The sequence below is a fragment of the Campylobacter concisus genome, assembly GCF_002914195.1.
In the GTDB taxonomy this organism is placed as follows: Bacteria; Campylobacterota; Campylobacteria; order Campylobacterales; family Campylobacteraceae; genus Campylobacter_A; species Campylobacter_A concisus_M.
In genome coordinates this window covers 343,570-356,176 of the sequence record NZ_PPAU01000090.1, presented here as the reverse complement: position 1 = coordinate 356,176, position 12,607 = coordinate 343,570, and the positions used below count along the sequence as shown (strand labels likewise).

13 protein-coding genes are annotated in these 12,607 nt (G+C 36.3%); 2 read left to right on the top strand and 11 right to left on the bottom strand.

The annotated features are described in order from the left end of the window. From CYP28_RS04010 to rpmH, 9 genes are all read right to left on the bottom strand, one after another. Positions 1-1,050, bottom strand: coding sequence for an SDH family Clp fold serine proteinase (locus tag CYP28_RS04010; RefSeq protein ID WP_002940400.1), 1,050 nt, complete (start codon positions 1,048-1,050; stop codon positions 1-3). Positions 1,051-1,053: 3 nt separating this feature from the next. Continuing rightward, entirely contained in the window at positions 1,054-3,243 is a 2,190-nt protein-coding gene (purL, locus tag CYP28_RS04005) for a phosphoribosylformylglycinamidine synthase subunit PurL (protein WP_103593168.1), read from the bottom strand. Positions 3,244-3,529: 286 nt separating this feature from the next. Further along, positions 3,530-4,105 carry an NAD(P)H-dependent oxidoreductase gene (locus tag CYP28_RS04000; protein WP_103593167.1) on the bottom strand — a complete coding sequence of 192 codons (576 nt, stop codon included), beginning with the start codon at positions 4,103-4,105 and terminating at the stop codon, positions 3,530-3,532. Between the two features lie 40 nt (positions 4,106-4,145). Further along, positions 4,146-5,471: a tRNA uridine-5-carboxymethylaminomethyl(34) synthesis GTPase MnmE gene (mnmE, locus tag CYP28_RS03995; protein WP_103593166.1), complete on the bottom strand. Its 1,326-nt coding sequence runs from the start codon at positions 5,469-5,471 to the stop codon at positions 4,146-4,148. After that, positions 5,468-6,529 (bottom strand): Jag N-terminal domain-containing protein, encoded by a 1,062-nt coding sequence (locus CYP28_RS03990; protein WP_103593165.1) that lies wholly within the window; start codon positions 6,527-6,529, stop codon positions 5,468-5,470. Before CYP28_RS03990 ends, mnmE begins: the two co-directional genes overlap by 4 nt. Continuing rightward, positions 6,529-8,088, bottom strand: a complete 1,560-nt coding sequence (gene yidC, locus CYP28_RS03985; protein ID WP_103593164.1) for a membrane protein insertase YidC — start codon at positions 8,086-8,088, stop codon at positions 6,529-6,531. Before yidC ends, CYP28_RS03990 begins: the two co-directional genes overlap by 1 nt. A gap of 1 nt (position 8,089) precedes the next feature. Then, positions 8,090-8,431, bottom strand: coding sequence for a membrane protein insertion efficiency factor YidD (gene yidD, locus CYP28_RS03980; RefSeq protein ID WP_103593163.1), 342 nt, complete (start codon positions 8,429-8,431; stop codon positions 8,090-8,092). After that, positions 8,428-8,763, bottom strand: coding sequence for a ribonuclease P protein component (gene rnpA / locus CYP28_RS03975; RefSeq protein WP_103593162.1), 336 nt, complete (start codon positions 8,761-8,763; stop codon positions 8,428-8,430). The genes yidD and rnpA overlap by 4 nt, the downstream gene beginning before the upstream one ends. Beyond that, positions 8,751-8,885: a 50S ribosomal protein L34 gene (gene rpmH, locus CYP28_RS03970; RefSeq protein ID WP_002940373.1), complete on the bottom strand. Its 135-nt coding sequence runs from the start codon at positions 8,883-8,885 to the stop codon at positions 8,751-8,753. Before rpmH ends, rnpA begins: the two co-directional genes overlap by 13 nt. A gap of 122 nt (positions 8,886-9,007) precedes the next feature. On the opposite strand from rpmH, the gene CYP28_RS03965 reads away from it, so the two are divergent. Further along, positions 9,008-9,661: a uracil-DNA glycosylase gene (locus CYP28_RS03965; protein ID WP_103593161.1), complete on the top strand. Its 654-nt coding sequence runs from the start codon at positions 9,008-9,010 to the stop codon at positions 9,659-9,661. Beyond that, complete coding sequence (locus CYP28_RS03960; protein ID WP_103593160.1) at positions 9,658-10,908, top strand: hypothetical protein; 1,251 nt, start codon at positions 9,658-9,660, stop codon at positions 10,906-10,908. The genes CYP28_RS03965 and CYP28_RS03960 overlap by 4 nt, the downstream gene beginning before the upstream one ends. Before the next feature lie 44 nt (positions 10,909-10,952). Here the strand turns inward: CYP28_RS03960 and CYP28_RS03955 are convergent, their stop codons facing one another. Both CYP28_RS03955 and CYP28_RS03950 read right to left on the bottom strand, forming a co-directional pair. Then, a complete protein-coding gene (locus CYP28_RS03955; protein WP_103593159.1) occupies positions 10,953-11,342 on the bottom strand; it encodes a YbgC/FadM family acyl-CoA thioesterase in 390 nt (129 codons plus the stop codon). A 5-nt stretch (positions 11,343-11,347) separates the two neighbouring features. Next, positions 11,348-12,349, bottom strand: a complete 1,002-nt coding sequence (locus tag CYP28_RS03950; protein ID WP_103593158.1) for a hypothetical protein — start codon at positions 12,347-12,349, stop codon at positions 11,348-11,350. Positions 12,350-12,607: the final 258 nt, after the last annotated feature.

Sequence of the window (12,607 nt, the reverse complement as noted above, 5' to 3'; positions counted from 1 at the left end):
TTACCACAAGTGATAGATAGTATTTTTTATTTTGCCATTTACTAGTTCGTTTTTACGCCAAGAGCTCTCGTCATTCATCACATTCCAGCGGCGCTCTTCAGGGCGGTAGAACCAGTCTTTATCTATCTGATAGTAAATTTGCTTGCCATTTGTTTCAATGATATTTGCGATATTGTTATCGTGGTAGCTATTTTCATCGTAGTCAGTAAAAGCCCGCTGTCCCATCTCAGAGTAAAGTAGCGTTAGCTCCTGAAGCATCTCGTTTAGATCATCGTCCATCTTTTTGACATGCAGACCGATCTCCTGCGCCTCACGAAAGAGTATCGGATACTCATGTGCTGGGTAGTCTGCGTTTAGCCTCTCAGAAATTTCAACGATCTTTTTATCATCATCTATGTGATATCTAAGTAACTCAGAGCAAATTTTAAGCGAAAGCGAGCTAGCACGATCAACCGCACCAAAAACTAGCGGATGGATATACTCATATAGCGAGTTGTAGGGGTTTGTGTCGTTTGGTCTATCTTTGTCCTGCTCTTTCCAAAGCTTCACCACACGGCTAAGCTCGTCCATAGAGACGCTAACAAGCTCGTTGCCCTTGTTTGTAGGGCTTAGCTCGTGCTTAAGCGAGGTATCAACTGGCGTTAGATAGGCAAGCGGCCCCATGACGATCTCATTAGCACCAAGTGCCATCATCGTAGCAGCTGAAGCGCAGTTTGATGGGATCAGTGCTATTAAATTTTTGCAGTAGTTTCTAAGCGTGCTAATGATCCTAAGTGCGGCTATACCGCTTCCGCCATCACTTTTTATGAAAAGATAGGCAGTGTCTATCTTTTTACCCTTTAAAATTTCATACATAGCGCTTGCATCGTTGCCGCAAACATTACCAGCGTTTGAGTTGTAGTAGGTTATCAAAGGGGCATTTAGCCTTTTTTCTATCGTACTTATCAAATTTTGAGTATCGCTAAAGAGCACTGGCGGTTTTGCCACGCCCTTTTTCTCGTTTTGCTCTACTTCCTTTTCTCCGCTTACTTTTTCCTTTTTAGAAAACATCTCTTAGTCCTCCTTTTTTACGATTTTCGCAAACTCATTTAGATAAATTTCTCTTACGTCCTCTAAGCTCTCATCTATCTCATTTAGCTTAAATCTCTTGCCTCCGCTAACGCCGATCTTTTCAAATTTCACACCAAATTTAGCCGCAAGCGCTTCAAATTTAGCCTCATCTTTCACGCCCACAACCGCTCTTGAAAAGCTCTCATCAAAAATGAAATTTGGCTCTTTAAATTTCACTTTGCAATTTACGCCGATGTTTGAGATGCTAGCCATTTTTGCCAGCGTGATAGCAAGACCGCCCACACCTACGCTATTTGCAAACTCTAAAATTTGCTCTTTATTTGCCTCTATCACTAGGTCCCAAAGGGCTCGCTCAGCTTTATAATCAACCTCTTTTAGCTTACCGCCAACCACGTTAAATAGTGCCTTTGCGTAAAGCGAAGCAGCAAATTCTCCGCTTGTTTCGCCAAGCAAGTAAATCGCCCTGCCCTCGCTTAAAAATGTGCTTTTTAGGTTTAAATTTGCATCTTCATTTACACCAACTGTGACGATGGCTGGCGTTGGATAGACACTAACGCCGTCAGTGTCATTATAAAGGCTCACGTTGCCACTCACAACTGGCGTATTTAGCTCACGGCAAGCCTCTTTTATGCCTTCACATCCCTCTTTGAACTGCCACATAACCTCTGGATTTTGCGGATTGCCGTAGTTTAGGCAGTCGGTGATCGCAAGTGGCACAGCGCCACTCATCGCTACCTTTCTACCAGCTGCAGCGACAGCTCTTGCAGCGCCAATTTTTGGATCAACAAAATTTGCTCTAGGATCGCACTGCGCAGCCATAGAGACGGCCTTTTTAGTGCCTTTTACTCTAATGCTTGCAGCGCCTAAGTGACCTGGCTGTTTTATCGTATTTGTCTGGATATTTGCGTCGTATTGATCGTAGATGAAGCTTTTATTTAGCACTTCTGGCTCTTTTAAAAGCTTGAAAAATGCGCTTTTGTTATCAACATTATTTGGAATTTCTAAATTTACTATCTCATCAAGGTATTTTGGACGTGCGACTGGGCGATCAAGCACCGGAGCTGCCTCGCTAAGTGGGCCGATAGGGATTTCGCCTGCAAGCTCACCGTGCCAGTAAAGCTGCATCACGCCGCTACTTGTGACCTCGCCTATGATCTCAGCGTCAAGGTCCCATTTTCTAAAAATTTCAAGCACCTTTTGCTCATAGCCTTTTTTGGCGCATATTAGCATACGCTCTTGAGACTCGCTTAGCATTAGCTCATAAGGCGTCATGCCAACTTCGCGCATCGGCACGCGCTCTAGATACATCTTCATGCCGCTGCCACTTCTGCCAGCCATCTCAAAGCTGGAGCTTGTAAGCCCCGCTGCACCCATATCTTGGATGCCAATGATGTAGTCTTTTTTAAAGAGCTCTAAGCACGCCTCCATAAGCAGTTTCTCGGCAAATGGGTCTCCCACTTGCACCGTTGGGCGAAGTGATTTATTTTCATCGTTAAAGCTATCACTCGCCATCACAGCGCCACCAAGTCCGTCTCTGCCGGTCTTTGAGCCTACGTAAATGACTGGATTGCCCACGCCTTCAGCCTTGCCGTAGAAAATTTCATCACTTTTGCAAAGTCCAAGCGCGAAGGCGTTTATTAGGATGTTGCCATTAAAGCTAGGATCAAATGTAGTTTCGCCTCCGATCGTTGGGATACCCATACAGTTGCCATAGTGTCCGATACCAGCGACACTTCCTTTTAGCAGATATCTATGCTTTTTAGTTAGCTCGCCCTCGCCTCTTATCTCGCCAAAACGAAGCGAGTTCATGTTTGCAACGACTCTTGCGCCCATCGTAAAGACATCTCTTAAAATTCCACCAACGCCAGTTGCAGCGCCCTGAAACGGCTCGATAAAGCTTGGGTGGTTGTGACTCTCCATCTTAAACACAGCCGCAACCCCGTCGCCAACGTCGATGACGCCAGCATTTTCGCCAGGTCCTTGAATGACCCAAGGTGCCTTTGTCGGAAAGCCGTTTAGGTATTTTTTGCTTGATTTGTAGCTGCAGTGCTCGCTCCACATCGCCGAAAATATGCCAAGCTCTAGTAAATTTGGCTCACGGCCTAAAATTTTTAAGATCTCCTCATACTCTTCGTCGCTGATTTTATGTGCTTGTATGGTAGCTTTATCCATTGATGTAACCTTTTAAGAATTTTAAGCTATTTTACAACCTTGCTTATAAAAAGTTACTAAAAAGCCTTTTGAAATTTAGCAGAATAAAGCATTATTGAGAGAATTTTACCTACTTTAATAAGGTCTTTTTGTAGCAGTATTTTAAAAATTTATGCCAGTGTTTTATTTTTGCTAGCATGGTAATAAAAAGTGGCAAAATTTTCAAACCTAGCTCGTAGCTATTTTGTTGCCACTTTTATTCATATTTGCAGTTTTGTTTCTATATTTAAATTTCTATTTCGTATTTTTAAAAACTTTTTTCAAGATGCGCTTCATACTCTTTTAGGTATCTTGGCACATCTGGCATCTTGATCACATCATTGCACATAAAATATGGAAGTGGCTTCATGCCCAAAAACTCATTTGCCTTTCTAAAATGAAAATAAACCCCATCGATCCCGCGCGCTTCAAAAAACTCGTTTGGATCGCTAAATGCCTCAGCTGGGGCATTCCAAGTAAGGCTTAGCATAAACTGCTTGTCATTTAACAAGCCGCCTTTGCCATAGTTTTTAGTTGGATCGACCCTGTGTCTGCCATCACTCGCATAAAGCTTGCCATGACCTGCAGTAAAGACCTTATCGATATATTTTTTCACTATCCAAGGCTCACCCATCCACCAAGCTGGCATCTGCCAAACTACTGCGTCCATCCAGAGAAATTTCTCAACTTCAGCCTCTACATCATAGCCATGATCTATTGTAGTTTGCTTTATCTCGTGACCCATTTTTACGAGCTTCTCGCATGCAAGGTCGTGAAGTGTTTGATTTAATCTGCCATCTGAGTGGGCAAATTTTTTACCGCCATTTATAAGTAAAATTTTCATCGTATCTCCTTAAAAATGAAAATTTTAACCAAAAAAACTATCATTTTCCTAAACAAAAATGGCTAAACATTTCGTCTAAAATTTCACTTCTTTCAAATGGCTTTGTGATACTTGCAAGCGCCTTTATCGCACTATTTAGCTCATAAGCAAAAATTTCTAGCTCCTCTTCACTAAGCCTTAAAAACGCTCTTTTTAAAGCCTCACTCGCCTCTTTACAGCTTAAAATTTGGCGGTTTGAGCTAAGCATGATCTCATCGGTATCTTGTGTCTTGAGGTAGCTTTCAAGCTCTTTTAAAACTACGCTCGTATCGGTTTTTGCTGAAATTTTGATAGCACCCTCTAGCTCTATGTCAAATTTAAACGCTAGATCGCTTTTGTTTAGGATAAAAAAGGCTTTTTTGTTTGAGTTAGAAACTAGCCTAATTATCTCTTTGTCTTGCTCGTCGCTTAAAGATGAACCGTCAAAGACAGCTAGGATGATGTCGGCCTCGTTTATGGCTGAGATCGAGTAGTTTATGCCGATTTGCTCGATCTTTCCAGCATTTTTTCTGATGCCTGCGGTATCTATTATACGAACTAGATGCGAGCCGATCTTGAAATTTTCTTCTATCCTATCTCTAGTTGTGCCCGCTTCGTCACTAACGATCGCTCTTTCGTATGCCAAAAATGAGTTTAAAATGGAGCTTTTGCCAACATTTGGTTTGCCGACGATAGCTATCTTAAAGCCATCAATTAGCCCTCTTCTTTGCTCGCTAAGAGTGGCTATGCGCTCTAGTTTCTCACTATTTTTTAAAAGCATCTCTTTGGTTTGATCTAGTAAATTTGCAGGCAGATCATCATCAGCATAGTCAATCATTGTCTCCACAAAGGCAAGAGTTTTGACCACTTCGCTTCTGATCTCACCCACAAATTTACTAAGATCGCCTTGCATCTGACGGGTCAAAATTTTAGCAGCGATCTCACTTTTTGAAGTGATGAGCCCTTGCATCGCCTCGGCCTTTGCTAGATCCATCTTGCCATTTAAAAATGCCCGTTTGCTAAACTCGCCAGGCATAGCAAGCCTTGCACCAGCTCTTATTAGCTCATTTAAAATTCTCTCACTCACCATAACGCCACCATGAGTTTGAAACTCGACTATATCCTCACCAGTAAAGCTTGCTGGGGCTTTAAAATATATAACGATGCCCTCGTCTAAAATTTCATCATCAAGGGAGTAAATTTTGGCTAGTTTTGCATATCTTGGCTCTAAATTTGAAAGTTTAAGGAGTTTTAAAGAGATGGCTAGGGCGTCCTTGCCGCTAAGCCTTACGATAGAAACTGAGCCAATGCCATAAGCCGTGGCAAGGGCTGCGATAGTTTCACTCATTTTTTGAAAAAGTCATTTACGACGACAAATTTACCGTCATTGCCACTTTTTATGCCGACATATTTATCTGGAAATTTCTCGCGAAGCTTCTCAAGTGCGATCTTGACCAAAACCCCATCAAGTGGCTTTGTTTGAGCTCTACCACTATTTTGCACACGCTCGATCACGCCATTTAGATACTGATCCATCATCGCTTCTTGATTTTGCAAAAATTGTGCGATCTCTAGACGGATAGCGAGGTTGTATTTTGAATTTAGCCAGTTATAAAGCATGTAAGATATCGCTTTATACCTATAACCTTCTTTACCTATAAGTAGAGCCGCATCAGCCCCATCAAGCTCTATAAGTACCGTTTCATCGTCAAATTTGCTAACTTCAATTTTACTAATATCAAAACAACTTGCCTTAAAAAGACGGTTCATGCCATCTTTGATCTCAGGTAAAATTTTATCAAAGTCGATTGTTGCTTTTTCTTTTTTTTCTTTTTGTAAAGCTTGAGCCACGCTCTCTTCATCAGTTTGGTTAAAATTTTCAATAATAGAATTATCTAAAATATTTTTAGGAGCATTTTTGCTAGCTTGTGACTCCTTTATTTCTTTTGGTTCATCAAGTCTCTTTATCACATATCTCGGTTCAGCTTCTTCTTCACTCTTTTGAGCAAACGCATCTTTAGCTAAAGCTTCATTTTTTTCACTTAAATTTGACTTTTCATTTTTATGTTCTTTTTGCTCAGACTTAGCCTCATTTTTCTCATCTTTATGCTTTTTAGGATTTCGCTTTTTATCATTATGATCGTGCTTTTTGCTCTGCTTTTTCTCTTCTTTTACACTCTCACTCTCATCATTTTTTTTAACAAAATTTTTATCATTTTTTGGCTTGTGTTGTGGTTTTGGCTGATTTTCTAAATTTGCTTCTATGATCGCGCTTCTTTTAAAAAATCCCAAAAAACCACTGCTTGGATGCTGTAAAACTTTTATATCAAGCTGAGTTACTGAGCAGTTAAGCTGCTGGGCTGCCTTTTGAAATGCCTCTTGAAGGGTATTTGCTTCTATTTTCATTAAGCCTTTACCTCCGTAGCTTTTTTATGTTTTTCAAAAAGTTTGTTTACAAATACTTGCTGAACAACTGAGCAAACGTTATTTACAAACCAGTAAAGTGTAAGACCAGCTGGGAATGTCACGAAGAAAAATGTAAATATAAGAGGTAAAAATTTCATCACCTTTTCTTGCATAGGATCTGTAAATGTCGTTGGTGTAAGCTTTTGCTGCAAAAACATCGTAAGACCCATCAAAATAGGCAATACAAAATATGGATCCATTACTGAAAGATCGTGTATCCAAAGTATCCAAGGAGCACCTTTTAGCTCGATCGCATTTAGTAAGACGCGGTAGATTGCAAAAAATACCGGAATCTGAAGTAAGATCGGTAAGCAGCCACCCATCGGATTTGCACCATGCTTTTTATAAAGCTCCATCATATGAACTTGCATTTTTTGCTTATCATCTTTATATTTTGCTTGAAGCTCTTTTACCTTTGGAGCAAGCTCTTTAAGCTTATTCATAGATAGCATACCCTTGTATGTAAGCGGGAATAAAACTATCCTTATGACAAGCGTTAGTACAACTATCGCCCAACCCCAGTTGCCGATGTAGTTATGTAAGAAATTTAAAAATGCAAACATCGGTTTTGCTATAAATGTAAACCAACCATACTCAATAACGTCGTTTAGTCTCTCGTCCATTGAGCTTAAAATTTTATGCTCTTTTGGTCCGATATATGCACCTAATTTTAAATTATCATTTGCCTTTACAAAAAGAATAGGATTATTGTTAGAATCTTTGTCTACGGCTACTTCAAATGGCTTTTCAAATGAGTAAAATAGAGTTGTATAGTATCTATCAGAGGCGGCTGCTATTGTGGTATTTGCATAGTTTTTAACCTCTTTGGCGTCACCATCTTCTATAATATTTAGGCTATCATCTGCATTTCTAAGCATAACGCCATGAACTGTGTAGCTATCTACTGCGATGTTTGGCCTAAAGCCAGGAGTGATGAAATAATCAACATTTTTGCTTAAATTTACTTCAACTTCATATCTGCCATTTGGGTAAAATTTGATATTTTTTGTGACTGTAACTCCATCTAATTTTTGAGTAAGTTTTATGGTTTTAGGCTCGCTGCTAGCATCTATCTCGCTAGCGTCACTACTATATGCAACCTTAAAAGCATCAGCGTTTAGCATACTATCGTTAAATCTAAGCTCAAGGGGCAATGGATTTTGCGAAACAAGCTCGATTTTGTTACCATCTTCAGTTTTGTATTTCTCTTCAGTTAAGTAGAATTTTGAAATTCTTCCTAGTTTATCTATCTTTGCTTCGTAGCTTTGACCTTTGATAGTAGCGATTATCTCATTTGAAGCCAAATTTTCATTTGATTTTGGTGTATTTTGATTTATATTTGGAGCTTTATTTTGATCTATAGATTGAGATTGAGACACTGTAGTTTGGTTTTGCTCAGGCATCACTCTTTTTGGCATAAAAAAATCATACACTATAAAAAAAACAATAGATAAAAGTGCTGCAAGAAGCAACCTTTTTTGCATAGACATCTGTTCCATTTTATTTTTTTTCCTTTAATTTATCTAATACTTTTACGACATAAAATTTACTATTCTGACAAGGGACAAACCAAAAATTTACATTTTTGATATCACTTTTTTGAGATATAAAACATAAGTTAAATTTTTTGTAGATGATTGGGTAGTTGATACCGCCTTTAAAAAGCTGATTACATTTTAAAATTCGCATGAAGGTTGCAAAAAAAGCAGAAAAAAAACTATTTGTTTGAAATTCCCAAATCGCGTATTGTGAGCAAGTCGGGTAATAGCGACAGCTTTTTGGTAGAAGTATGGAAATATATTTTTGATAAAAAGCGATAGTTTTAATCGCAATTTTTTTCATTTTAAACATCCCATTTTTTTTGTAGACCAACTTAAATTTTTACAAATTTTTACAAATGAAATTTCTGTAATTCCATTTTTTGCGATCATAATATATGTGCCATCTTTTAATTCACTAGAAATATTAAAAAAAGCGGCTCTCAAAAGTCTTTTAGCTCTATTTCTAACTACCGCTTTTCCTACTTTTTTACTAGCAACTACTGCTATTTTTTTTTCATTTGTTGGTTTATAAAAAACAATGCAAGCATCACAATGCCACTTGCTAGCCTCTTTATAAACTTGAGAGAATTCTTTTGAGCCGCTTAACGACTCAAAACCAGCTAAGCAGCCAATCTTTTTCTACCTTTGGCACGTCTAGCGTTTATTACCTTTCGGCCATTTTTAGTTTTCATTCTTAAGCGAAAGCCGTGAGTGCGTTTTTTAGGGGTTTTATGAGGTTGATAAGTCCTTTTCATTTCTATCCTTAAAGTTAATATAAAAAGTGGGATTTTATCAAAGCAATACTTAAATTCCTTTGAATAACTTAGCTTAAAAAGCCATAACTCAAACTTTAAGCAAATCAAGTTATAATCCAAAAATGAATTTTAATAAAGACAATAGGCTTTTAAAAAAATTATTTTTCTTAAAACTAATTGGTTATAAGTTTATTGATAAAAATTTTCTTAGTCTAAGCAATTATCATGATTATAACAATATTGATGAGCTAAACCGCGAAGTAAAAAAATGTTCTCTTTGTTCTTTGCGAAATAGCTCAAAAGGCGTAACAGCTGGCATCGGCAATGAAAATAGCAAAATCATGTTTATATTATTTTCTAAAAAAAGTGACTCTTATGAAAATAACAGTAAAAAATTTTTAGAAAATGCAATAAAAAAAAGTTTAAATTTAGACATAAAAGAAATTTATATAAGCTCTCTACTTCGGTGTGAAATTTCACAAAATGATGATAAAAGCCCGATTTTAAACCGCTCTATTGAGCTTTGTCGTCCTTATTTGTTTGAAGAGATTAGGCTGATAAAACCAAAGATAATCGTGACTTTAGGGGAAAAAGCTTTTATGCATTTATATCCAAATTTATTATTAAAAGGTGGATTTTCGAGCATAAGAGGTAGTATTTTAAAAAATGAAAACAGTCTTATTTTACCAACGTTTTCGCCAGAGTGGATCAGCAAAAATCCTAGTTTTGAAAATATTTTTATAGATGATTTAAGAAAGATCAAAGGAGTGATATGAGAAAAATTTTACTTTTTTTAGCCATTTTTTCGACTATTTTTGCATCACAAGATGAGATAAATTTTGAGAGTAATATTATAAAAAACCAAAGTCTATCAAGCATACCTCCAGCAAAGATTACTTATATAAATTTAGAACCAGAATTTTGTGATAATGCCTGCTTAAATGAGCTTATTAAGTCTGATTTACTGGCTAGTTTCATGGCGAGATTTGAGCCAGCAAAAATAGACGATAACGCTCTTTTAGAGCTTTATATCTCTCTTGGTGGTGAAGCTATTTTAAAAGTTAATAAAAGCGGCAAAATCGCTGTAATCATCCCACAAAAGATTATAAAATCTTATGCAAATGTTGTATCAAATGCTGTCTTAAGCTATGTCTTAAAGCAAGACGCAGATATCGAGATCAAATTTATAAATAGTAACGATGAAAGCCCACAAAGCCTTACAAATGCTATGCAAACGGCTAGAGCCCAAGGTTTTAATTATTTTATCGCAGCCCTTACATCAAATGGTGCAAACATTATAAATTCGCTAGTCCTATCAAATGAGCTTATCTACATTCCAAGCGTTCATAGCTCTTTTGTTATAAATCCAAAGTCAAATTTGATCTTTGGTGGCATTGATTATAAAGACCAAATTTCAGCTTTGCTAGCTTACTCGAACGAAAAAATAGTTGCATTTGATGATGGTAGTTCATTAGGGCAAAAGCTAAATGAATATGTCCGCATGCAAAGTAGCGATTATCATGAAGCCTCTATCGTAGGCAAAGATATAAATTTAAATGATACTTTAAGCAAAAAATCCAAATTTAATGATGCAAGTATATTTTTAAACATCCCAATCGTCAAAGCTTCTCTTGTAGCAACGCAGATGAGAGGCTTTGAGATAAAACCATATGCACTCTTAAGCACACAGATAAATTTTTTACCAAATATCTTTAATGCCATCGCGCAAAGAGATAGACAAAATCTTTTTATCGCAAACTCATTAAATCCTGTTAACGACTTATTTTTGGGGCTTGGTGATCTTTTTGATGTAGATTTTAGATATTCGCAAATCGGCTATTCAAGTGCTTTTGGCGCCGAGTATATATATACAAATTTTATAGATAAAAGCGCTGATAGAATTTTTACCGAAAGAGTTGAAAACTCTCAAGTCTTATATGGAGTTAAAATTTATAACGCAAAAGGCGACCACTTTGACGAAGCAAATCAAGAAATTTTGCTCGATCAAAATAGCTCGATGTAAAAGCACAAAGTGGCTAAAGTTAAATTTCTAAACTTAGCCACGATTTAAAATTTAAAATTCTCCAAAAATTTCTTTATCTCGTCATTTATCTTAGTAAGCTTTTCTTCTTTCATAAAGGCTAACGTAATCGTCGCTCTAAAAAGTAGTTTTTCCGCATTTTTATCATCAAATTTATAAATTTCTTGTTCTAAAACAATACTTGCTTTTTTAATCTCCAATACCTTGCTTCGCACAAAAATTTCATCTCCAAGTACGGCTGAAGCGATAAATTTAGCCTCCAGCGAAGAAACTACAAAGTATCCGCCCTCTTTTGTGAAATTTAATCCAGCCTTAAAAAATGCTTCACTTCTAGCTCGCTCGCAAAATTTAATGTAGTTTGTATGATAGACTATTCCGCCAGCATCGGTGTCTTCATAGTAGATTCGTATTTTCATTACATTTAATCTCCGGATTCAAAATTTACTTTAAGCTCAATTATTCTTGTAAGCTTTTTTATTTTTTTAACAATTGATAGCTTTGAGATAAATTTCATTTTTTCATACCTTCTAATCTCTAAAGATAGCCTTGGAAAAATTTTGCTCATCAAAGTTTCATTTGCCTGAAAATAAAATTTTCTTTTCATAATGTCCCTATTTAATACAATATAAAATACTCTTTCATTATTGCCATCAAAACTATCGTTGTCAAAATATATTCTACAATCTGCTACGTTTGTTTCAAAAAAAAGCTCATCAGGAAATTTGTCTTTACTTATAAGATTTATCAAGGCTCCTTCATTATTCGTGGCAAATAAAAAAGTATTTATTTTTGGGATTTCTAGGACACTATTATGATAAAAACAATCTTTAAATAATTTATTATACTCATCAATACATGATTTATGTTGTTTTAAGCACCCTTGAATACGTGTTTTTAACCTATTAAAATCGTAAGCGTCCTGGTCTGTTGCTACGGCATCAACTATATTGTTTATTGTTTGCAACATATTATTTAAGATAGGTAGCCTGGAGTGAGATACTATATTTATACATTGTGCCCAAGCTAAATTAACAGCCTCTTTGTCAAAGTCGCTTGCAGAGAATATTACAGGGACATCCAAAAATCTATACTTATTGTCTTTTTGAGAAGATATGTAGTTTTCAGATATATCTTTATATACTCCTATATATTCCCTAATAAAAGATTTATCTACTTTTTTATCCCAGAATTTACACTCCGCTAGTAGCCTTATCGGAAAAACAAAGGGTATATTTCTGGAGTAAATTCCCACAAAATCAATTTGATGATTAGTTCCTCTGCCTTCTATTTCCCCATCTTCAGATACTATATTACCATTCAAAATACCAGGACAACCTTTTCCGCATTTTGCAAATCCATTTTGTTGTAACCAATATGAAATAAAAATTTCATATAGATATCCACGCATTTGGCCTTTTGTCATACTATAACCCTTGTGCTAATTTGTGCAACAATCATAACACCTTATTCTTTAATTTATTTTTTTATGTTTTAATAAAGATTTATTTACCTATTTATTGCCTCTATACTATATATTAATGGCTTCAAATTTATTTGATTTCTTTAAAAAACCTGCATCGTTTAACTTTAAACAAATTCTCATAATTAATACAATTATTAGCACACATTTAGTTTTTTTATAAAAGCTATTACATTAGAAAATTTATAAATTTTAAGTCAA

Coding starts and splice junctions, on each gene's coding strand:
- CYP28_RS04010 (WP_002940400.1), bottom strand. CDS start 1,050: ATGTTTTCTAAAAAGGAAAAAGTAAGCGGAGAAAAGGAAGTAGAGCAA.
- purL (WP_103593168.1), bottom strand. CDS start 3,243: ATGGATAAAGCTACCATACAAGCACATAAAATCAGCGACGAAGAGTAT.
- CYP28_RS04000 (WP_103593167.1), bottom strand. CDS start 4,105: ATGAAAATTTTACTTATAAATGGCGGTAAAAAATTTGCCCACTCAGAT.
- mnmE (WP_103593166.1), bottom strand. CDS start 5,471: ATGAGTGAAACTATCGCAGCCCTTGCCACGGCTTATGGCATTGGCTCA.
- CYP28_RS03990 (WP_103593165.1), bottom strand. CDS start 6,529: ATGAAAATAGAAGCAAATACCCTTCAAGAGGCATTTCAAAAGGCAGCC.
- yidC (WP_103593164.1), bottom strand. CDS start 8,088: ATGGAACAGATGTCTATGCAAAAAAGGTTGCTTCTTGCAGCACTTTTA.
- yidD (WP_103593163.1), bottom strand. CDS start 8,431: ATGAAAAAAATTGCGATTAAAACTATCGCTTTTTATCAAAAATATATT.
- rpmH (WP_002940373.1), bottom strand. CDS start 8,885: ATGAAAAGGACTTATCAACCTCATAAAACCCCTAAAAAACGCACTCAC.
- CYP28_RS03965 (WP_103593161.1), top strand. CDS start 9,008: ATGAATTTTAATAAAGACAATAGGCTTTTAAAAAAATTATTTTTCTTA.
- CYP28_RS03960 (WP_103593160.1), top strand. CDS start 9,658: ATGAGAAAAATTTTACTTTTTTTAGCCATTTTTTCGACTATTTTTGCA.
- CYP28_RS03955 (WP_103593159.1), bottom strand. CDS start 11,342: ATGAAAATACGAATCTACTATGAAGACACCGATGCTGGCGGAATAGTC.
- CYP28_RS03950 (WP_103593158.1), bottom strand. CDS start 12,349: ATGACAAAAGGCCAAATGCGTGGATATCTATATGAAATTTTTATTTCA.